Below are 18,510 nucleotides of genomic sequence, written 5' to 3' on the forward strand. Positions count from 1 at the left end.
CCCGCAGCGCGTCGGCCGGATAGCGCTTCGCCGGGCGCGGCGCGCGGCGCAAGCCTCTGTTCGCGGTCAGCGCAGCCGCATACGGTGATCGGAGCAGACGCGAGGAGGGTCCATGGCCGACGGGAACGCCGGCGCGCCCCTGATCGGCCGGGTCGCACCACCGGCCGTCCACGTCATGACGCTCAACATCCGCCGACGGATGAACGGGCTCACCTGGCGGAAGGCCGACGGCTGGCGCCATCGCGCCCCGGCGGTGCGGGCATTGCTGCGCGAGGAGCAGCCGACGATCGCGGGCATGCAGGAGGTTCTGCCCGACCAGGCCGACGCCGTCGTGGCTGCTCTGGGGCCGCGGTACCGATTCGTCGGCCGGGGGCACGGGCCGCGCGCAACCGGCGAGGGCTGCCCGCTCTTCTACGACGGCGACCGCCTCGAGCTGCTGGACTGGGAGCAGACGGCGCTGTCGGAGTATCCGCACGAAGCCGGGTCCCGCACGTGGGGCAACCCCATCCCCCGCATCGCGGTGACCGCCCGCTTTCGCGACCGCACGACCGGCCTCGTGTTCACCGCCGTCAACACCCACCTCGACCCCTTCTCCCCGCGCTCGCGCGTGCGCTCGGCGGGAGCGCTCAAGGCGATCGTGGGCGACGGGCCGGCGGTGCTCACCGGCGACCTCAACGCCGGAGCCGGATCGCGCACCCTCCGCGAGATGCTCGACGATGGCCTGCGGGATGCCTGGACCGCCGCAGAAGAGCGGGTCACCGCATCCGTCGGAACCTTCGTGAACTACCGCGCCCCGAGACGCGACCGCGCCCGCATCGACTGGATCCTCGTCACCCCGGGCGTCATCGTCGATCGCGCCGCCATCAACGCCCGGCGCTTCGCCGGCGTCTGGCCCTCGGACCACCTGCCGGTACAGGCGGTGCTCAGGGTTCCCGAGGAAGCGCGGCGCAGATGATCGCGCGGTTCCTCACTCGCCCGCGCGGCGCGGCCGCCTGGACGGCCGAAGCCGTCCGGCTTCTCGGTCTGCTCGGTGTGGTCGCCGCGTTCCTCTGGTTCTCGCCGGGCGACGCCGGCATCGTGTCGCTCTCGCTTCTCGCGCTCGTGGTGCCGCGCTTCGCGGGTGTTCGTCCAGGGTTCGACATCGCGTTCTGCCTCACCGTGCTCGTGGCCGCGTGGAGCAACGTGCTCGACCTCTACGAGTCCCTCGCGCTCTGGGACCTCGTCGTGCACTTCGCGTGCACGGGGCTGCTCGCCGCCATGGCCTACGTCGTGCTCGCACGCCTGGCGCTCACGCCGGCGCCGTTCGCCGAGGGCACGCGCCGGGCCGCGCCGGTCGTGCTGGTGACGGCTCTCGGCCTGGCGCTCAGCGCGGTGTGGGAGATGCTCGAGTGGATCGGCCGTACCTTCGTCGCGCCCGACATCTTCGTGACCTACCAGGACACGATCGGCGACATGGCCGCCGGCGGCCTGGGCGCGCTCGCGGCGGGATTCATCGTCTCCCGCGTGCGGCTGATGAGCGATCCGGCGTGACCTCGACGAGCCGCACGTCGGTCACGGCGCCGTCATCCGCCGTCGCCGTCATCATCGTGTGCACGGGCTGACGCCGCCGGTCCGTGGGCGAGCCGGGGTTCAGCAGCCTCACGCCGCCCGGCGTCACCGTGTCCCACGGGATGTGACTGTGCCCGAAGACCAGCACGTCGACCCCAGGGAACGAGGCATCCGTCCACGCCTCCCGCCGCCTGGCATCGCCGGTCTCGTGGATCACCGCGAACTGCACGCCCTCGATCGTGCGGTGCGCGACCTCCGGCAGCCGCGCGCGCAGGTCGGCGCCGTCGTTGTTGCCCCACACACCGAGCACGTCGGCGTGCTGCTCCAGTTCGCCGAGAACGGATGCTGCGACCCAGTCGCCCGCGTGGATCACGAGGTCCGCCGCGTCGGCCGCCCGCAGCACCGCAGCGGGAAGCCGCCGGGCGCGCCCCGGGATGTGGGTGTCGGAGATGAGGAGCAGCCGCGTCGCCATCCCCCGATTCTCGCCGCCCGCCGCCACAGGAGCGGAGATCTCCCGAGAATCGGACCCACCGCGCGAATCCCTCCGCTCTTGCGCAGATCTCCGCGCGTGCGGCGGCGGGTCGCCCCGGGCTCCCCCGAAACCACAGGAGCGGAGATCTCCCCACAATCGGACCCCCCGCGCGAATCCCTCCGCTCTTGCGCAGATCTCCGCGCGTGCGAGGCGGCGGGTCGCCCCGGGCTCCCCCGAAACCACAGGAGCGGAGATCTCCCCACAATCGGACCCCCCGCGCGAATCCCTCCGCTCTTGCGCAGATCTCCGCGCGTGCGCGGCGGCGGCCGCATCGCCGGCCGGCAAGAACTCGAAGCGCGTTCCCAGGTTCGGGGGACCAAAACGGGCACGGCATCCGTTCTCTCCCTATGACGCCGCAGCCAGCGGCGTCGCAATCGGGAGGAATCGTGAGCAACGAGTACCGCAAGACCCCCGAGGCGCTGAGCCGCCTCACCGACACCCAGTACCGCGTGACGCAGGAGGAGGGCACCGAGCCCGCCTTCCGCAACGAGTACTGGAACAACCACCGGCCCGGCATCTACGTCGATGTCGTCTCGGGCCAGCCGCTCTTCTCGTCGACCGACAAGTACGACAGCGGAACAGGCTGGCCGAGCTTCACCCGGCCGATCGAGCCCGACGCCGTCACGACCAAGACCGATTGGAAGCTGCTGATGCCGCGCACCGAGGTGCGGTCGTCGGGAGCCGAGAGTCACCTGGGTCATGTGTTCCGAGACGGCCCCCGGGAGGCCGGTGGCCTGAGATACTGCATGAATTCGGCCGCACTGCGCTTCGTGCCCGCCTCCTCACTCGAGGACGAGGGCTACGGCGCCTACCGACACCTTTTCGACGAGAACCAGGAGCACGCATCATGACCAGCGGTCCCTTCGACACCGGCGAGATCACCCGCACCCCGGGAACCGAGACGGCGGTCCTCGCCGGCGGCTGCTTCTGGGGCGTGGAGGACCTCATCCGCCGCCAGCCCGGAGTGCTCGACACGCGCGTCGGCTACACCGGCGGTGAGAACGCGCACGCGACCTATCGGAAGCACCCCGGCCACGCCGAGGCGGTGGAGATCGTCTTCGACCCCACGAAGACCACGTACCGCGACATCCTCGCGTTCTTCTTCCAGATCCACGACCCGTCGACCCTGAACCGACAGGGCAACGACATCGGCTCGAGCTACCGCTCGGCGATCTTCCCGCTGTCTCCCGAGCAGGAGCAGACCGCGCGCGAGACGATCGCCGACGTGGACGCCTCGGGCCTGTGGCCCGGCAAGGCGGTCACCACGATCGAGCCGGCCGGTCCGTTCTGGGAGGCCGAGCCGGAGCACCAGGACTACCTGATCCGCATCCCCAACGGCTACACGTGCCACTTCCCCCGCGCGGGGTGGGTGCTGCCCAAGCGCGCCGACGCCACCGCGTAGGACGCAGAACGACGGATGCCGCGACCCGGTCGGGTCGCGGCATCCGTGCGTTCTGCGGTCGTCAGTGCGTGGCAGCCCAGTTCTGCAGCTGCGTCAGCGTGATGCCGGACTTGGAGTCCCTCGTGGAGAGTCCGATCTTCTTGGCGATCTGCAAGGCCGAGCAGCCTCCCGCGTCCGCCACCGTGAGGCCGGCGGAACGGCCGGTGCCGTCCACGAACTGCTTCGAGGCGTTGGCGTAGTACCGCCCGGCGACCTTCTTGGTGATCGCGTCGGGAAGCACCGTCGAGGCGCAGGCGTCGGAGGAGTCCGCGACGCCGTCACGGTCGGCGTCGGCGACGGGGGCGGTCGTTCCCGTGCCACCGGACGCGCTCGAGCAGTCGAAGGTCCAGGTGATCGACGAGGGGCGCGTGCCCGCCGCCTCCAGCGACCAGCTGAGGTTGACCGTCTGGGCGGCCGGCGCCGTGTAGACGAAGCCCTGCGTAGCCGGTGCGGTGAGAACCTTGATCGCGAAGCCCTCCGCGACGGTGAGAATAATCTCATCCCCGGTCGCCGCCGGTGACATGCGCGCGGTGATCTTCTCGCCCGCCTTCAGCGAGACGCCGTTGTAGCTCACGGTCGGCTGCGTGAGCACCAGCCCCTCGAAGGTGGCGCAGGTGTAGGTGGCCGCGAGCGCGGCCTGCTCTCCGCCCGGTTTCGCGGCGGTTGCGGGCGCTGCCAGCGCCACCGCCATGGCCAGCCCGATCGCTGCGCCGATCGCAGCGATCCTCGCTCTGTGTACGCGCATGCGCTCTCCCATCGGGTGTGTCGGTGACGCCGGATCCATCCGGTCGGGGGGACGTCGACAACAACCAGTACCAGATCAGACGGCGTTTCTCCATCTGTCCGCAATGGCGGGGCCTCCGTGGTGGCGTGGCGTTTAGGTCTTCGAGAACAACACCGCTAGAATTTGCGCTTCCGCCCACCTTGGGCCCTGTTCCGCGCTCATCGCGGCCCAATAGTCGCCGATTCGCCCCGCGTCAAGGGATGGGTGCACTCAGGCCGTGCGACGCACGCTGGAAGCATGAGTCAGATCATCGAGACCATCGACGTCGACGTCCCCGTCAGCACGGCGTACAACCAATGGACGCAGTTCGAGACGTTCCCGCAGTTCATGGACGAGGTGGTGTCCATCACGCAGATCGACGACACGCACAATCACTGGGTGGTGAAGATCGGGCCGGTCGAGCGCGAGTTCGACGCCGAGATCACCGAGCAGCACCCCGACGAGCGCGTTGCGTGGCGGAGCATCGGCGGCGAGACCGCTCACGCCGGCGTCGTCACGTTCCACAAGCTCACCGACACGTCCTCGCGCGTGACGGTGCAGCTGGACTGGGAGCCCACCGACGCGCTCGAGAAGCTCGGCTCGCTCGTCGGCGCAGGCAAGCACGCCGTGAAGAAGGATCTCGACAACTTCAAGGAGTTCATCGAGAAGGCGCACCGCGAGACCGGGGCCTGGCGCGGCGACGTTCCGCGCTGACCGGCGCTGTGAACCAGAGGATGCCGCACCCCGAGGGGTGCGGCATCCTCTCTTCGCCCGCTCTGGTCAGGAGCCCTCTTCCGCCGTCCGCGACTGGCCTCCGCCGGTGGACTCCGCCTTGCGGCCACCCGCCTCGAGAACGTCGCCGGCCGGGAGCTCCTGGTGCCCCCCGAACTGCAGCCGCATGGCCGACAGCACCTGGTTGGCGAAGCGGTCCTCGTCGCGCGAGGCGAATCGTTCGAACAGCGACGCCGCCAGCACGGGCGCCGGTACCCCGGTGTCGACGGCTGCCTTCACCGTCCAGCGACCCTCCCCGGAGTCCGAGACGCGGCCGGCGAGGCCGTCGAGTGTCGGATTGCCCTGCAGGGCCGCCGCGGTCAGATCGAGCAGCCACGACGAGATGACGGATCCCCGGCGCCACAGCTCGGCGACCTTCGGGGTGTCGATCGTGAACTGGTAGAACTCCGGCTCCTCGAGCGGCGCGACCTCGGCGGAGTGCTCGGCCTCCACGACGCCGGCGTCGGCGTGCTCGAGGATGTTGAGCCCCTCGGCGAGCGCCGCCATCACGCCGTACTCGATTCCGTTGTGGACCATCTTCACGAAGTGACCGGCGCCCGACGGCCCGCAGTGCAGATAGCCGAGCTCCTCCGGGGCGAGGTCGCCTGAGCGCCCCGGCGTGCGGCCGACCTCGCCCCCGCCCGGCGCGATCGTCCGCAGTACCGGCTCGATGCGCTGGAACGCCTCGTCGGGACCGCCGACCATCAGGCAGTAGCCGCGCTCGAGGCCGAACACGCCGCCACTGGTGCCCACGTCGACGTAGTGGATGCCCGTGTGCTCCAGCGCGGCCGCCCGCCGCACGTCGTCGCGATAATTCGAGTTCCCGCCGTCGATGATGATGTCGCCCGGCTCGAGCAGAGCCGCGACCTCGTCGACCACCCTGCCGGTGAGCCCGGCGGGGATCATCAGCCAGATCGCCCGCGGTGCGTCGAGCTTCGACACGAGCTCGGCGAGGCTGCCGGCCCCCACCGCGCCCTCCGCGGCAAGGCCCGCGACGGTGTCGGGGCTCACGTCGTACACGACGCACTCGTGCCCGTTCCGCATCAGGCGCCGGACGATGTTGCCGCCCATCCGGCCGAGGCCCACCATTCCCAGTTGCATCGCCGCTCCTTCATCCGTTCGCGGTGGGTGCGCCGCGCGGGCGCCCGCGTGTGTGAAGTCTAGAGAGCCGCCGCCCACCGGCGGCGCCGGGGTTGCGCCGAGCGTGGCGAGCGGTTAAGGCAGCGGCATCCGTCCCCGCTCCGTCAGGCGTTGATGATGGTGCTGAACGCCAGCACGATGATGAGCGCGTTGAGGAAGAAGCTCGTCGTGGTGTGCCAGACGATGGTCCAGCGCATGCGCGTCGTCACGACCTGCACGTCGGAGACCGAGAAGTTCGTCGCGTTCGTGAACGACAGGTATACGAAGTCGGCGAGCCGCGGGTTCTCGGTGCCGGGGAAGATGAGCGGCGGGATCACGGCGAGCCGGTACCTGCGGTCGTAGATGCGCGCGAAGCCCCAGTGGTAGAGCGCCCACGACAGCAGCATCGCGCACACCGCGACCGGCTCCACCCACCCCGCCCAGTCCGGATCGTTTCTCAGCACGAGGATCTCGACGGCTGCCACGAGTCCCACGGCGCTCGCGAGGAACGTGGCGGTCACGGTGATCACGGCGACGACGGGGTGAAGGTCGACCCGGCCGAGCCAGCGGGGTGCGGCGAGGCGCGACCGATGCACGCTCGTACCGACCGCGATCACCGAGGCGAGCCAGTAGAGGCCGCCCAGCAGGCACCAGCCGGCGAGGGCATCGATGGTGGCCTCGTCATCCTCGAGGAGGATGACGAGGAGGCCCAGCCACGTGAGTCCGAGTTGCACCAGCAGGTCCGCGCCCCGCACGATCGCCCACCAGACCACACAACACCCCCCGAGGCCGAGTCCCTGGTGCCACCGTAGCGGCTGGGCCGTAGCGACCACGCAAGCCGTCGGCGCCGCGTCTCAGCCGTGGGGACCGCCGCGGCCCGAGAAGCCCGCGAACAGCGCGTAGAGCACGGGAACGAGCGACGCGACCATCAGCACCGTGCCGATCGTGAGATCCTCCGCCCGAAGCACCGCGCCGCTGATGAGAAGGCCGGTGAACAGCACGGCAGCGACCACGCGCCGCCCCATGCGCTCCAGGCGCCGCAGCCAGCGGTCCAGCTTCGGCACGTCCGCGACGAGGCGTCCGTCCTCGACGCGCGTCACCAGGTCGTCCAGGCGGCGCGGCAGGCGCGCCATCACGCCCGCCACCGACGCGGCCTCCTGCGCGAACGCCTTCGCGGCGTTGCCGCGCTCGTCGCGCAGCAGGCGATCGGCGTACGGCTCGACGGCATCCCACACGTTGAAGGCGGGATCGAGCGAGCTGCACATGCCGCTCGTCAGCGAGACGGCGCGGATGATGAGCAGGAAGTTCTCGGGCAGCTGGAACGGCAGCGACCGTATGACGTCGCCGAACTCCTTGCCGAAGTCCCGGAACTCCCGCGCGTCGACCGTCTGCAGCTCGGCGAAGCCCATGCCGCCGAATCGCGCGAACAGCGCCGTCATCGCCCGCTCGAGCTCGACGGTGTCGGCGGAGGGCAGCAGCACGCCCACGGCGCGGATGCTCTCGATCATCTTCGTGCTGTTGCGCGAGGCGACGGCGATCATGAGCTGCTGCAGGTTGTGCCGCAGCCGGTCGGGCACCTCGCCCATCATGCCGAAGTCGATGAAGGTGAGGGTCCACGGCTGCGTGGCGTCGCCTTCCGGACGCCTCACCGGGGTCACGAAGATGTTGCCCGGGTGCGGGTCTGCATGGAAGAAGCCGCGAGCGAACAGCTGGTCGAACATCACGTTCGCGAACTGCACCGCGACCTGCGCCGGATCGATGCCGGCGGCGCGGAGCGCGTCGACGTCGTTGATCTTGATCGCAGTGACGTCGGCGAGCGTCAGAACCCGGCGGGTCGTGCGCTCCCAGGCGATCCGGGGCACCGCGACGCGCGGGTCGCCGGCGAAGTCGGCGGCGAAGCGCTCGGCGTTCTGCGCCTCGTGGAGATAGTCGATCTCCTGGCGACTGGTGTGCGCGAACTCCTCGACGAGGGCGGGCAGGTCTACGTGGTCGCGGACCACCTTCACGCGGCTCAGCCATCCGGCCACACGCCGGAGTGCCATGAGGTCGACGTCGACGATCGCCTCGATGCCGGGGCGCTGCACCTTCACGACGACCTCGGAGAACCCTGCCTCCGCGGCGTCGGCGGGTGTCAGCCGCGCCCGGTGCGCTTGACCGAGGGATGCCGCGGCCACGGGGGTCTCGTCGACCCATTCGAATGCGCGGCCGAGGGGAACGCCCAGCTCGGACTCGGCGAGCGCACGGATCCCCGGGAACGCGACAGGAGGAACCTCGTCCTGCAGGCCTTCCAGTTCTTTCGTGATCTCGGGCGGCAGCACGTCGAGGCGCGACGAGAGGAACTGGCCGACCTTGATCATGAGCCCGCCGTACTGGACGGCGAGCACGTGGAAGCGGCGTGCGATGTTCCGCAGTCGCCGCGCGCGACCCCGTGCGGCGAGGGCGCCGAACCCGAACCGCGGCAGGAAGAGCTCGAACCACCACGCCTGGACCATGTAGCGTCCGGCGAACCGCAGGATCCGGCGGTAGCGGACGCGCGGGTTCTCGACGTCGGCCATCCACGCTCCTCGGATCCGGGGGTGCACGCGATCCCGGTCGCCCGGGATCGCGTGCCCCGCCGAACCCGTGGGCCGCCGCCGACGTCGTCGGCCGGCAGGCCGGCCCGTCAGTCCTGAGCCAGGATCGAGTAGAGCTTACGCCGAGCCTCGTTCAGCACCTCGACGGCCTGCGCCACCTGCTCGGGCGTGCCGCCCCGGCCGACCTGCGCGGCGGCCTGCGCGAGCTTCGCTCCCGCCTTGGGAAGCGCGGTCGTGCGGCCGGAGTCGCGCGAGCCCGCCGACTCCCAGGGAGCCGACTGGCCCTCCGCGGCGGCCGCCTCCGCGCGGCCCGCCTCGGTGAGCGAGTACGTCTTCTTGCCGCCCGATTCCTCGGCGGCGACCAGGCCCTCGTCGGCGAGGAGCTGCAGCGTCGGATACACCGAGCCCGGGCTCGGCTTCCACGCACCCCCGCTGCGTGTCTCGATCTCCTGGATGATCTGGTAGCCGTGCATGGGCTTCTCGGCGAGGATCGCGAGCACGGCCGCCTTCACGTCGCCTTTGGCGACCCGAGGCGAGAAGCCCTTCTCGAAGGCGTCGCGCAGCTGGTCCATCGCATCCCAGAGGCTGCTCGGCAGACCCGAGCCCTGCCCTCCTGGACGCGAACCGAATCCGGGGAATGAGCCGTCCATGGCTACCTCCTCAACGAGTGTGTGCCGATACCCCGACGATAGTCACCGATATATCGTCAGGCAACGATCCTTCCTGGGGGTTGGCTGTGGCTTTCACCACCCCGTCGAGCCGGGTTCGCCCTTGAAGGGACCGACGACCTCGGGCGTGATCCAGCCTCCGTAGAAGCGGCCCGGCTGCGGCCGCACCTCGATGCCGTCGAGGGTGCACCGGTCCATGTCGCGCGCGTACACGGCCACCCGGTCCGCCAGTTGCTCGAAGCCGGCGGCCGGGGTCGGGTAGTTCCACGCGGCCCGCGATCGCAGCTGTCCGCCCCCGCGGACGTCGAAGTACCGCGCCCCGCCCTTGAACTCGCAGTGCGAGGACCCGCGGCCGGGTGCGAGAGCGCCGTCCACGAAGGCGGAGATCGGCAGATAGTAGACGGGCGGATGACTCGTCTCGAGCACGCGCACGACATCATCGGTGTCGACGATCACCTCGCCGCCCAGCTCGATGACGGCCCGCCGCGCCACCCGCTCGATCCTCGGCGGTCGCGGATAGTCCCAGACGGACTCCTGCCCGGGGCCGAGGGGGTCTGGCTGCGGTCTCATACGCGTTCTCCTCACGCGGGGTGGCGACAGGGTACTCGCTGGCCCTCCCCGGCGCCTGAGCGGACCTGTCAACCCCCTGCGGGGAGCACCGGCGGATCCGTAACGTGCCGGGGAAGCGAAAGGACCCTGATGCTCCACGCACTCGCACTCAACTGCACCCTCAAGCCCTCCCCCGCCGAATCCAGCAGCGAGCTCCTCGCGCAGCAGGTGCTCGACGCCCTGGCCGAGCACGACGTCGCCGGCGAGCAGATCCGGGTCGTCGATCTGGATGTGAAACCGGGGGTCGAGGCCGACATGGGCGACGGCGACGAATGGCCCCGCATTCGCGAGAAGGTGCTGGCCAGCGACATCCTCGTCTTCGCCACGCCCACGTGGATGGGCCACATGTCGAGCGTCGCCCAGCGCGTGCTGGAGCGCCTCGACGCCGAGCTGTCCGAGACCGACGACGAGGGCCGGGCGATCCTCGCGGGCAAGGTCGCCGTGACGGTCGTCGTCGGCAACGAGGACGGCGCTCACGCCATCACCGCCGACGCGTATCAGGCGCTCGGCGACGTCGGCTTCAGCATCCCCTCGCAGGGCGGCGTCTACTGGAACGGCGAGGCCATGCAGAAGACCGACTACAAGGACCTACCTTCGACGCCCGAGAAGGTGGCGACGACGACGGCGACGCTCGCGCGCAACGCCGCCCACCTCGCGAAGCTGCTCAAGGAGCGCCCGTTCCCGGCACCGCCGCAGTGAGGGGCGGGCGGGTGCTCACGACTTCTCCTCCTCGAGCCAGCGGAGCCAGACCTCGCTGATCGTCGGGTACGACGGCACCGCGTGCCACAGCCGCTCGAGGGGCACCCCGCCGACGATCGCAATCGTGGCCGCGTGCAGCAGCTCGCCGACGTCCTGGCCGACGAAGGTCGCGCCGACGATCACGCGCCGCTCCTCATCGATGACCGCACGGGCACGGCCCTGGTAGTCGTCGGCGATCTCACTGGCCCCCGCGATCCAGTACAGGTCGTAGTCGATGACACGGATGCTGAGCCCCGCGGCCCGCGCGGAGGCCTCCGTGTGGCCGACCGAGGCGACCTCGGGGTCGGTGAAGATCACCTGCGGCACCGCCGCATGATCGGCGGTCGCGACATGGGCGCCCCACGGTGCCTCGTCGACCTCTGCCGCGCGGGCTCGTGCGGCGATGACATCGCCCGCGATCCGGCCCTGGTACTTGCCCTGGTGCGTGAGCAGGGCGCGATGGTTGACGTCTCCGACCCCGTACAGCCAGTCGACGCCGCGGACGCGGAGCGTGTCGTCGACGTCGAGCCACGAGCCCGGGTCGAGTCCGACGGTCTCCAGGCCCAGGTCCTCGGTCCGCGGCACGCGGCCGGTGGCCACGAGCACCTCGGCGGCGCGCACTTCGGAGCCGTCCGAGAGCGAGAGCACGACCTGGCCGTCGGCCTCGCGCCGAACGCCGTCGACCTCCACGCCGGTACGGACGTCGGCTCCGGCATCCGTCAGCGCCTCGGTGACCGCCTCGCCTGCGAAGGGCTCCAGGCCGCGGAGCAGCCCGGAACGCGCGATCACAGTGACCTGGCTGCCGAACGAGGCGTAGAGCGTCGCCATCTCGGCGCCGACCGTTCCGCCGCCGAGCACGGCGAGCGACGCCGGAACGTCGTGCACCCCCGTCGCCTCCCGGCTCGTCCACGGCGTGACGTCGCGCAGCCCCGGGATGTCGGGCAGGAGCGCCGCCGACCCGGTGGAGACGGCGACCGCGTGACGGGCGAGAAGGAGCGTCTCGGTGCCGTCGGCGGCGGAGACCGTGACCTCGCGCTCGCCCGTGAGGCGGCCGTGGCCGCGCACCAGGTCGATGCCCGCGCCCTGCAGCCACTCGACCTGAGAGGTGTCGTCCCAGTGATGGACGAGCTCGTCGCGCCGCAGGAGCGCCCCCGCCACATCGACGGCGCCGGTCACCGCGTGCGCGGCGCCCCTCACGCGCTTCGCCGCCCGCAGCGCCGCCCCTGGCCGCAGCAGCGCCTTCGAGGGGATGCACGCCCAGTAGGAGCACTCGCCGCCGACGAGTTCGCTCTCGACCACGACGACGGACAGTCCGGCCTGTTTCGCCCGGTCGGCGACGTTCTCGCCGACGGGGCCGGCGCCGATCACGATCAGGTCGTACTCCCGAGCAGTCATGCGCCCCAACGTAGCGCCGGGCGACGACGTCGTCGCGGCCGGAAGGTGATCGAGGGGGCACGATATCGCAGATTGCGGAGTCGGTCCTGCACCTGCCGCCATGTCGGTGGGCTGTGGTTATGTGGGACTCCCGGCCGAAAGGGCACCATGGCGATCGAATTCCGCGGCGTCTCGAAGCGGTATCCCGACGGCACCTCCGCCGTCGAGGACTTCAGCGTGCTCATGCCCGCGCACAAGACCACGGTGCTGGTCGGGTCGTCCGGAAGCGGCAAGACCACACTGCTGCGAATGATCAACCGCCTGGTCGACCCGACCAGCGGCGTCGTCCTGATCGACGACGAGCCGATCTCGGAGCGCGACCCGGTCACGCTGCGTCGAGGCATCGGCTACGTGCTGCAGAACGCCGGGCTCCTCCCCCACTTCTCGGTCGTCGACAACATCGCGACCGTGCCCGTGCTGAACGGAGTGCCGAGAGCGAGGGCCCGCGAACGAGCGCTCGAGCTCATGGACGTCGTGGGGCTGGAGCGAGGGCTGGCCCAGCGCTACCCCAGCCAGCTGTCGGGCGGCCAGCAGCAGCGCGTCGGCGTCGCGCGCGCCCTCGCCGTCGATCCCAACATCCTGCTCATGGACGAGCCGTTCGGCGCCGTCGATCCGATCGTCCGCCGCGAGCTGCAGACCGAGACGCTGCGACTGCAGAAAGAGCTCGACAAGACCATCGTGTTCGTCACGCACGACATCGATGAGGCGTTCCTCCTCGGCGACCAGGTCGTCATCCTCGAGAAGGGCGCGCGGATCGCCCAGATCGGCAGCCCGAGCGAGATCATCGAGAACCCGGCCAGCGACTTCGTGGCGGACTTCATCGGCGTCCAGCGCGGCGCTCGTGCCCTGCGCCGCAAGCAGACGGCGCAAGGCACGGTGCTCGTCGACTCCGCCGGTCGCACACAGGGCGTGCTCGTGGAGAGCGAACCGTGAACTGGGTGCTCGACAATCTCGACCTGATCGGCGCGCTGACCGTCGACCACCTGCGTCAGAGCGCGATCGCGATCGTCGCCGGGTTCGTGCTCTCCGTCCCGCTGGGGTGGCTGGCGTTCCGGTACACGAGACTCCGCGGCCCGGTGCTCACGGTGGTCGGGCTGCTGTACACGATCCCGTCGTTCGCACTGTTCGCGCTCCTGACGCTATTCGGAGTGCCGTACTTGTCGGAGCTGACCCTCATCATCGCGCTCACGATCTACGCAGTCGCGATCATGACGCGCTCCGTGACGGACGGGCTGGCGTCGGTCGATCCGGCGACCCGCGGGGCGGCTGTGGCGGTCGGCTTCGGTGCGTGGCGGCGATTCTGGACCGTCGACTTCCCGCTGTCCGGCCCGGTCGTCCTCGCGGGCCTGCGCGTCACCGCGATGTCGACGATCTCCCTCGCGACGGTCGGGGCGCTCATCGGCGTCGACAACCTCGGCTACCTGTTCACGAACGGCTCGCAGCGACGCATCATCGCCGAGGTCTTCGCGGGCGTCGCGGCGGTCGTGCTGATCGCCGTCATCATCGACGTGCTCCTCATGCTCGCCGGCCGCGTTCTCATGCCCTGGACGCGGCGCACGGCTGCGCCCCGCCGCGTCCGGCTCCGGGCGGTGACCGCATGAACCTGCTCGCCGAGGCGTTCGCGTGGATCTTCTCGCCCGAACGACTGACGGGGTCCCTGCCGCTGCCGACAGCGATCGCCCAGCACCTCGCCTACACGTTCGGGTCGGTCGCGATCGCGGCGGTGATCGCCATCCCGATCGGGTGGCTCATCGGCCACACCGGACGCGGGCGAGAGGTCGCGGTGTTCCTCTCAGGTGCCGCACGGGCACTGCCCGCACTGGGTCTGGTCGTGCTTCTGTACCTGCTCTTCGGGGTGACGTTCAAGACCGAGGCGGCGGTCGTCGCGTTCGTCGTGCTCGCCATCCCCTCGATCCTCGCCGGCGCCTATGCGGGCGTCGAAGCGATCGACCGCACGGTCATCGACGCAGGCCGCGCGATGGGAATGACCGAGTGGCAGATCCTGTTCCGGATCGAGATGCCACTCGGACTCTCGCTCCTGATCGGCGGGCTCCGCTCCGCCACGCTCCAGGTCGTCGCCACCGTGACGATCGGCGCCTACATCGGCGTGGGCGGCCTGGGGTTCTACATCCTGCAGGGCATCGGCTTGCGCGACTTCCCCGAGATCCTCGGCGCATCCATCATCATCGTCGTGCTCGCCCTCGTGCTCGACGGCGTCTTCGCCCTCCTCGCCCGCTTCGCAGTCCCGCGTACGGACGGGTCTCGTGTCCGATCCCCGGCCCCCGCGCTCGCCCGCGCGCCGCAGTTCTCCCGCTGAACCGACCACCACACCGGAGGAATCCCCATGTTCACACCACGCACCCGCCTCGCCGCCGCGGTGGCAGGAACCGCCATCGCCGCGATGGCGCTCGCCGGCTGCGCCTCGAGCAACCCGCTCACCGGCGACAGCACCGAGGGCGGCAAGACCGGCGACTCGTCGACGATCGTCATCGGCTCTCAGGCGTACTACTCGAACGAGATCATCGCCGAGATCTACGCCCAGGCTCTGGAAGCCAATGGTTTCACCGTGAAGCGCGACTTCAACATCGGGCAGCGGGATGCCTACATCCCGTCGCTGGAGGACGGCTCGATCGACCTGTTCCCGGAGTACACCGGCAATCTGCTCCAGTTCTTCGAGCCCGACACCACCGCCACCACGCCCGACGACGTGTATGCCGAACTGCAGGATGCCCTGCCCGACGGGCTCACCGTGCTCGACCAGTCGTCGGCGACCGACCAGGACTCCTACAACGTCACCGCCGACTTCGCGGAGAAGAACGGGCTCACCTCCATCGCCGACCTCGCCGGCATCGAGGGCCTGGTTCTGGGCGGTGCGCCTGAGCTCGAGGAGCGTCCGTATGGCCCCACCGGCTTGAAGGAGGTCTACGACGTCGACGTATCGTTCCAGGCCACAGCCGACACGACCGTCGACGAACTGGTCGCCGGCAACATCCAGGTCGCCAACGTCTACAGCGCCGATCCGCGCATCAAGACCGATGACCTCGTCACGCTGACCGACCCGAAGGGACTCTTCCTCGCCTCGAACGTCGTCCCCGTCGTCAATGCCGACATCGCCGACGAGATCGCCGACGTCATCAACGCCGTCAGCGCCGCACTCACTCCTGAGGGCCTCGTGGCCCTGAACGTCGAGTCGACCGTGGACGAGCGCTCCTCCAAGGACATCGCGAAGGACTGGCTGGCCGACAACGGCCTGAGCTGATCGACCTGATCCCCGGTGGCGGTGGCTGCGCCCCGCCACCGGGTCGGCCCCTGCTGCCGCATCACGGTGCGAATACGACCACACGGGCCAACTCCGCGACCCGTATCCCGCATCACGGTGCGGAGACGACCCTGACTCGAGCCCTGCTTCAGCGACGCCGCCTTCGGTGTACGAGCGCGGCCACGAGACGCCAGCCCACCAAAGCCACGAGCAGCGTGACGGACGCGACGAGGATGAAGGGCAGCGCGATCCCCTGACCCGACAGCCCGCGGAGCAGCATCCCGCCCGCCACGGTCAGGGCCCACACACCCAGGCCGGTCCGCACGGGCGCGGCGGGCGCGCGCCACGCGCGCGTTGCGAGCCAGCCGATCGCCAGCCCCGCGAGGAACGGCCACGCTGTCTGCCACAGCCCGGTCCAGACCTCGGAGTCGTGACTCGCACGCCCGATCGCTGCGAACGCCGCGACGAGCACGATGTCGAGCGCCAGCGCGCCGACCGCGGCTGCGCGACCCGAGCGGCGCCCGTTCACCCCCGGAGCGAGGTCCGGAGCGGTCACGCCACCACTCCCTGCCGTGGCGCGAGCCCGGGAGTCAGCGCCTCGCGCTCGTCGAAGACGAAGCACTCCCCGCTCCAATGGTCGCCCCCGACCTGCTCGAAGTAGCCGAGGATCCCGCCCTCCAGTTGGTAGGCGTCGACGCCCGCCTCGCGCAGGTAGATCGCCGCCTTCTCGCAGCGGATGCCGCCGGTGCAGTAGCTCACGACGGTCTTGCCCTCGAGGTCTCCGACAGCGGCGGCCGCGGCATCCGGGAACTGGGTGAAACGCTCGATCCGCCAGTCCACCGCGCCGTCGAACGAGCCGTAGTCGACCTCGAACGCGTTGCGCGTGTCGAGCAGCACGACGGGGCGGCCCCTTTCATCGCGCCCGGAATCGAGCCATCGCCGCAGCGTCGCGGGTGCCACCGCCGGGGCGCGCCCGGCCTCCGGGCGAATCGTCGGGTGGTCCATGCGGATGATCTCGCGCTTGACCTTGACGAGCATCTTGCCGAACGGCTGCGTCGCCGACCAGCTCTCCTTCGTCGTGAGCGCCGCGAACCGGGGGTCCGCGCGCAGCTCGGCGACGAAGCCCCGCACGGCATCCGCCTCGCCCGCGAGGAAGAGGTTGATGCCCTCCTCGGCCAGCAGGATCGTGCCCCTCAAGCCCGCGGCGACGGCGCGTTCGCGCAGCACCGGGCGAAGATCGGTCGGGTCATCGATGCGCGTGAACAGATATCCCGAGACGTTGAGAACGGATGCCACCCCCCAAGCCTACGGACGGCCGGGCGCCTACCCGCCCCGGCGGTACCCTGCACCCCCGCCGCCGTCAAGGCCCTCCTCCCGCAGCGCCTGTCGGACGAGGCTGGTCGCATGCCCCCGGCGCACCGCGCCGTCGCCGACGTCTGGAGTCGCCATGACCGATCCGACCTTCCCCGAACCGCTGCCGGGCCAGACCCCGCCCGGAGAGGTCCCGCCGGGACCGGCCACGCCGGCGCCCGACGCCCCTTCTCCGGGGCAGCCGAGCGAGCCGAACGCGCCCTGGCCCGAGGAGCCGCTCGCGCCGCACCCCGAGGAGCCCCCGTTCCCGCAGGTCCCCGAGACGCCGATGCCCTAGCTGAGACTCGGAATGCCCGGAACCCGCGCCTCGATGTCGCGCCCGGCCGCGAGCACGGCGTCCTCGCCGAACATCGGGCCGATGACCTGAACGCCGGTCGGCATGCGGTCGGCTCCCGGCCCCGTCGGCAGCGCGAGGGCGGGGAGCCCGAGGAAGTTGGCGGCGACGGTCAGCCAGAGGTCACGCCACGCGGTGTCGGCCGCGGCCTTTCCCCCGAGGTCGTAGTCGGGCTCGCGCATGCGCGCGAGCGACACCGGGCCGAGGATCAGCGGCACCTCCACCTGGAGCCTCCGCCACGCGGCGGCGATGACGGCTCGCCGCGCCCAGGCCTGGGCATACTCGCGCGCCGACTCGTAGGGCTGCGCCGCCGCGGTGCTGTCGCGCAGGAACGCCGTCGCCGACCGCCCCAGCGGCGCGCCGAGGGAAGCCGGGTCCAGCGAGATCAGCATGTCGGTGCACGAGAGCCTTCGCCACAGCGCGGCCGCCTCCTCGAGCAGCGGAACCTCGATGTCGACGACCTCCCAGCCCCCGAGGGCGAGGGATGCCGCGGCCCGGTCGATCCCCGAGATGACCTCGGAGTCCACCGCGGCACCGGCGGGCCGGCGCACCACGCCCACCCGTCGCGGCAGCTCGTCGGCTCGCACGCGCGGCGCGTCCAGCGACATCGGGTCGCCGGCATCCCGCCCCTGCATCACCCGGAGGGCGAGAGCGACATCGTCGACGCGTCGGGCCAGCGGACCGTTCACCGAGAACTGCTGGAGCGTGAGTGCGACGGGCTGGCCCTGGACGGCCGCGCGAGGCACGAGTCCCTGCGACGGACGCAGGCCGACGACACCCGCCGCATAGGCCGGAAGCCGCAGGGAGCCGCCGAAATCGTTGCCGAGCCCGAGCGCGCTCATCGCCGTCGCCACCGCGACGGCATCACCGCCGCTCGAGCCGCCGGCACTGCGATCGCGCCGCCACGGGTTGACCGTGCGGCCGAACAGGTCGTTGTCGGTGTCCCATCGCATGCCGAAATCGGGCATGTTGCCGCGGGCGACCGGCACGGCACCCGCGTTTCGCAGTCGGCGCACGATCGTGGCGTCGTGCTCCGGCACGGCCGCGGCGAGCCCCCGCCACCCGTTGGTGGTCGCAGACCAGGTGAGGTCGATGTTCTCCTTGACCGAGATCGGCACGCCGGCGAGGGGCCCCGGGTCGCCCCCGGCGGCCACCACGGCATCGACCTCCACGGCGGACGCCCGGGCCGCGTCCGCGAACACGACAGTGAGGGCGTTGAGTCCCGGGTTGAGCCGAGCGATGCGCTCGAGATAGATCTCGACGACCTCCCGGGCGGCGGCGCGGCCCCCGCGCACGGCGGCGGCGATGTCGACGACGGACGCAGAGGCGGTGATGGGCGAGCTCATGGCA

Annotated in this window: 22 protein-coding genes; 11 read left to right on the forward strand and 11 right to left on the reverse strand. The window is 70.8% G+C overall.

Features of this window, described 5'->3' with window-relative positions; translation table 11 throughout:
* Nucleotides 1-112 precede the first annotated feature (112 nt).
* Together ACN9MP_RS13915 and ACN9MP_RS13920 are read left to right on the forward strand one after the other, a co-directional pair.
* Nucleotides 113-955 carry an endonuclease/exonuclease/phosphatase family protein gene (locus tag ACN9MP_RS13915; protein ID WP_426321085.1) on the forward strand — a complete coding sequence of 281 codons (843 nt, stop codon included), beginning with the start codon at nt 113-115 and terminating at the stop codon, nt 953-955.
* The gene (locus tag ACN9MP_RS13920) at nt 952-1,530 is read left to right on the forward strand and encodes a hypothetical protein (protein WP_426321087.1); all 579 of its coding nucleotides are present in this window, start codon (nt 952-954) and stop codon (nt 1,528-1,530) included. The genes ACN9MP_RS13915 and ACN9MP_RS13920 overlap by 4 nt, the downstream gene beginning before the upstream one ends.
* Here ACN9MP_RS13920 and ACN9MP_RS13925 read toward each other — a convergent pair.
* Nucleotides 1,490-2,020, reverse strand: a complete 531-nt coding sequence (locus ACN9MP_RS13925) for a metallophosphoesterase family protein (protein WP_426321089.1) — start codon at nt 2,018-2,020, stop codon at nt 1,490-1,492. The two genes, ACN9MP_RS13920 and ACN9MP_RS13925, sit on opposite strands and share 41 nt — an antisense overlap.
* A 446-nt stretch (nt 2,021-2,466) precedes the next feature.
* Between ACN9MP_RS13925 and msrB the strand changes: the two genes are divergently transcribed.
* Both msrB and msrA read left to right on the forward strand, forming a co-directional pair.
* On the forward strand, nt 2,467-2,931 hold the full coding sequence (gene msrB / locus ACN9MP_RS13930; protein ID WP_426321091.1) for a peptide-methionine (R)-S-oxide reductase MsrB: 465 nt from the start codon (nt 2,467-2,469) through the stop codon (nt 2,929-2,931).
* A complete protein-coding gene (gene msrA / locus ACN9MP_RS13935) occupies nt 2,928-3,482 on the forward strand; it encodes a peptide-methionine (S)-S-oxide reductase MsrA (RefSeq protein WP_426321093.1) in 555 nt (184 codons plus the stop codon). The genes msrB and msrA overlap by 4 nt, the downstream gene beginning before the upstream one ends.
* A 61-nt stretch (nt 3,483-3,543) precedes the next feature.
* Here the strand turns inward: msrA and ACN9MP_RS13940 are convergent, their stop codons facing one another.
* Complete coding sequence (locus ACN9MP_RS13940) at nt 3,544-4,266, reverse strand: hypothetical protein (protein WP_426321095.1); 723 nt, start codon at nt 4,264-4,266, stop codon at nt 3,544-3,546.
* A 276-nt stretch (nt 4,267-4,542) separates the two neighbouring features.
* Between ACN9MP_RS13940 and ACN9MP_RS13945 the strand changes: the two genes are divergently transcribed.
* Nucleotides 4,543-4,998 carry an SRPBCC family protein gene (locus ACN9MP_RS13945; RefSeq protein ID WP_426321097.1) on the forward strand — a complete coding sequence of 152 codons (456 nt, stop codon included), beginning with the start codon at nt 4,543-4,545 and terminating at the stop codon, nt 4,996-4,998.
* A 66-nt stretch (nt 4,999-5,064) separates the two neighbouring features.
* On the opposite strand, the gene gnd is transcribed toward ACN9MP_RS13945, so the two are convergent.
* From gnd to ACN9MP_RS13970, 5 genes are all read right to left on the reverse strand, one after another.
* Nucleotides 5,065-6,156: a phosphogluconate dehydrogenase (NAD(+)-dependent, decarboxylating) gene (gene gnd / locus ACN9MP_RS13950; protein ID WP_426321099.1), complete on the reverse strand. Its 1,092-nt coding sequence runs from the start codon at nt 6,154-6,156 to the stop codon at nt 5,065-5,067.
* Nucleotides 6,157-6,299: 143 nt separating this feature from the next.
* Nucleotides 6,300-6,947, reverse strand: coding sequence for a DUF1345 domain-containing protein (locus ACN9MP_RS13955; protein WP_426321101.1), 648 nt, complete (start codon nt 6,945-6,947; stop codon nt 6,300-6,302).
* Between the two features lie 81 nt (nt 6,948-7,028).
* Nucleotides 7,029-8,729: an ABC1 kinase family protein gene (locus ACN9MP_RS13960; protein WP_426321103.1), complete on the reverse strand. Its 1,701-nt coding sequence runs from the start codon at nt 8,727-8,729 to the stop codon at nt 7,029-7,031.
* 107 nt (nt 8,730-8,836) lie between these two features.
* On the reverse strand, nt 8,837-9,397 hold the full coding sequence (locus tag ACN9MP_RS13965; protein ID WP_426321105.1) for a PadR family transcriptional regulator: 561 nt from the start codon (nt 9,395-9,397) through the stop codon (nt 8,837-8,839).
* A 93-nt stretch (nt 9,398-9,490) separates the two neighbouring features.
* The gene (locus tag ACN9MP_RS13970; protein WP_426321107.1) at nt 9,491-9,985 is read right to left on the reverse strand and encodes a DUF427 domain-containing protein; all 495 of its coding nucleotides are present in this window, start codon (nt 9,983-9,985) and stop codon (nt 9,491-9,493) included.
* A gap of 129 nt (nt 9,986-10,114) precedes the next feature.
* Here ACN9MP_RS13970 and ACN9MP_RS13975 point away from each other — a divergent pair, with 129 nt between their 5' ends.
* On the forward strand, nt 10,115-10,723 hold the full coding sequence (locus ACN9MP_RS13975) for a flavodoxin family protein (protein WP_426321109.1): 609 nt from the start codon (nt 10,115-10,117) through the stop codon (nt 10,721-10,723).
* A gap of 15 nt (nt 10,724-10,738) precedes the next feature.
* On the opposite strand, the gene ACN9MP_RS13980 is transcribed toward ACN9MP_RS13975, so the two are convergent.
* Entirely contained in the window at nt 10,739-12,157 is a 1,419-nt protein-coding gene (locus ACN9MP_RS13980; RefSeq protein ID WP_426321110.1) for a dihydrolipoyl dehydrogenase family protein, read from the reverse strand.
* Nucleotides 12,158-12,304: 147 nt separating this feature from the next.
* Between ACN9MP_RS13980 and ACN9MP_RS13985 the strand changes: the two genes are divergently transcribed.
* Genes ACN9MP_RS13985 through ACN9MP_RS14000 form a run of 4 tightly spaced genes read left to right on the forward strand, consistent with a single transcriptional unit; the run spans nt 12,305 to nt 15,455 of the window.
* Nucleotides 12,305-13,129, forward strand: a complete 825-nt coding sequence (locus ACN9MP_RS13985) for an ABC transporter ATP-binding protein (protein WP_426321112.1) — start codon at nt 12,305-12,307, stop codon at nt 13,127-13,129.
* On the forward strand, nt 13,126-13,797 hold the full coding sequence (locus ACN9MP_RS13990) for an ABC transporter permease (RefSeq protein WP_426321114.1): 672 nt from the start codon (nt 13,126-13,128) through the stop codon (nt 13,795-13,797). The genes ACN9MP_RS13985 and ACN9MP_RS13990 overlap by 4 nt, the downstream gene beginning before the upstream one ends.
* Nucleotides 13,794-14,513, forward strand: coding sequence for an ABC transporter permease (locus ACN9MP_RS13995; RefSeq protein ID WP_426321116.1), 720 nt, complete (start codon nt 13,794-13,796; stop codon nt 14,511-14,513). The genes ACN9MP_RS13990 and ACN9MP_RS13995 overlap by 4 nt, the downstream gene beginning before the upstream one ends.
* 27 nt (nt 14,514-14,540) lie before the next feature.
* A complete protein-coding gene (locus tag ACN9MP_RS14000) occupies nt 14,541-15,455 on the forward strand; it encodes an ABC transporter substrate-binding protein (protein WP_426321118.1) in 915 nt (304 codons plus the stop codon).
* 148 nt (nt 15,456-15,603) lie between these two features.
* On the opposite strand, the gene ACN9MP_RS14005 is transcribed toward ACN9MP_RS14000, so the two are convergent.
* A complete protein-coding gene (locus ACN9MP_RS14005; protein WP_426321120.1) occupies nt 15,604-16,011 on the reverse strand; it encodes a DUF3054 domain-containing protein in 408 nt (135 codons plus the stop codon).
* Complete coding sequence (locus tag ACN9MP_RS14010; RefSeq protein ID WP_426321122.1) at nt 16,008-16,751, reverse strand: sulfurtransferase; 744 nt, start codon at nt 16,749-16,751, stop codon at nt 16,008-16,010. Before ACN9MP_RS14010 ends, ACN9MP_RS14005 begins: the two co-directional genes overlap by 4 nt.
* 151 nt (nt 16,752-16,902) lie before the next feature.
* On the opposite strand from ACN9MP_RS14010, the gene ACN9MP_RS14015 reads away from it, so the two are divergent.
* On the forward strand, nt 16,903-17,103 hold the full coding sequence (locus ACN9MP_RS14015) for a hypothetical protein (RefSeq protein ID WP_426321124.1): 201 nt from the start codon (nt 16,903-16,905) through the stop codon (nt 17,101-17,103).
* On the opposite strand, the gene ACN9MP_RS14020 is transcribed toward ACN9MP_RS14015, so the two are convergent.
* Nucleotides 17,100-18,506 (reverse strand): amidase, encoded by a 1,407-nt coding sequence (locus ACN9MP_RS14020; RefSeq protein ID WP_426321126.1) that lies wholly within the window; start codon nt 18,504-18,506, stop codon nt 17,100-17,102. The genes ACN9MP_RS14015 and ACN9MP_RS14020 overlap by 4 nt on opposite strands.
* Nucleotides 18,507-18,510: the final 4 nt, after the last annotated feature.

The sequence above is a fragment of the Microbacterium sp. E-13 genome (assembly GCF_049912955.1).
Classification (GTDB): Bacteria; Actinomycetota; Actinomycetes; order Actinomycetales; family Microbacteriaceae; genus Microbacterium.

Coding starts and splice junctions, on each gene's coding strand:
- ACN9MP_RS13915 (WP_426321085.1), top strand. CDS start 113: ATGGCCGACGGGAACGCCGGCGCGCCCCTGATCGGCCGGGTCGCACCA.
- ACN9MP_RS13920 (WP_426321087.1), top strand. CDS start 952: ATGATCGCGCGGTTCCTCACTCGCCCGCGCGGCGCGGCCGCCTGGACG.
- ACN9MP_RS13925 (WP_426321089.1), bottom strand. CDS start 2,020: ATGGCGACGCGGCTGCTCCTCATCTCCGACACCCACATCCCGGGGCGC.
- msrA (WP_426321093.1), top strand. CDS start 2,928: ATGACCAGCGGTCCCTTCGACACCGGCGAGATCACCCGCACCCCGGGA.
- ACN9MP_RS13940 (WP_426321095.1), bottom strand. CDS start 4,266: ATGCGCGTACACAGAGCGAGGATCGCTGCGATCGGCGCAGCGATCGGG.
- ACN9MP_RS13945 (WP_426321097.1), top strand. CDS start 4,543: ATGAGTCAGATCATCGAGACCATCGACGTCGACGTCCCCGTCAGCACG.
- gnd (WP_426321099.1), bottom strand. CDS start 6,156: ATGCAACTGGGAATGGTGGGCCTCGGCCGGATGGGCGGCAACATCGTC.
- ACN9MP_RS13960 (WP_426321103.1), bottom strand. CDS start 8,729: ATGGCCGACGTCGAGAACCCGCGCGTCCGCTACCGCCGGATCCTGCGG.
- ACN9MP_RS13965 (WP_426321105.1), bottom strand. CDS start 9,397: ATGGACGGCTCATTCCCCGGATTCGGTTCGCGTCCAGGAGGGCAGGGC.
- ACN9MP_RS13970 (WP_426321107.1), bottom strand. CDS start 9,985: ATGAGACCGCAGCCAGACCCCCTCGGCCCCGGGCAGGAGTCCGTCTGG.
- ACN9MP_RS13975 (WP_426321109.1), top strand. CDS start 10,115: ATGCTCCACGCACTCGCACTCAACTGCACCCTCAAGCCCTCCCCCGCC.
- ACN9MP_RS13980 (WP_426321110.1), bottom strand. CDS start 12,157: ATGACTGCTCGGGAGTACGACCTGATCGTGATCGGCGCCGGCCCCGTC.
- ACN9MP_RS13985 (WP_426321112.1), top strand. CDS start 12,305: ATGGCGATCGAATTCCGCGGCGTCTCGAAGCGGTATCCCGACGGCACC.
- ACN9MP_RS13995 (WP_426321116.1), top strand. CDS start 13,794: ATGAACCTGCTCGCCGAGGCGTTCGCGTGGATCTTCTCGCCCGAACGA.
- ACN9MP_RS14000 (WP_426321118.1), top strand. CDS start 14,541: ATGTTCACACCACGCACCCGCCTCGCCGCCGCGGTGGCAGGAACCGCC.
- ACN9MP_RS14015 (WP_426321124.1), top strand. CDS start 16,903: ATGACCGATCCGACCTTCCCCGAACCGCTGCCGGGCCAGACCCCGCCC.
- ACN9MP_RS14020 (WP_426321126.1), bottom strand. CDS start 18,506: ATGAGCTCGCCCATCACCGCCTCTGCGTCCGTCGTCGACATCGCCGCC.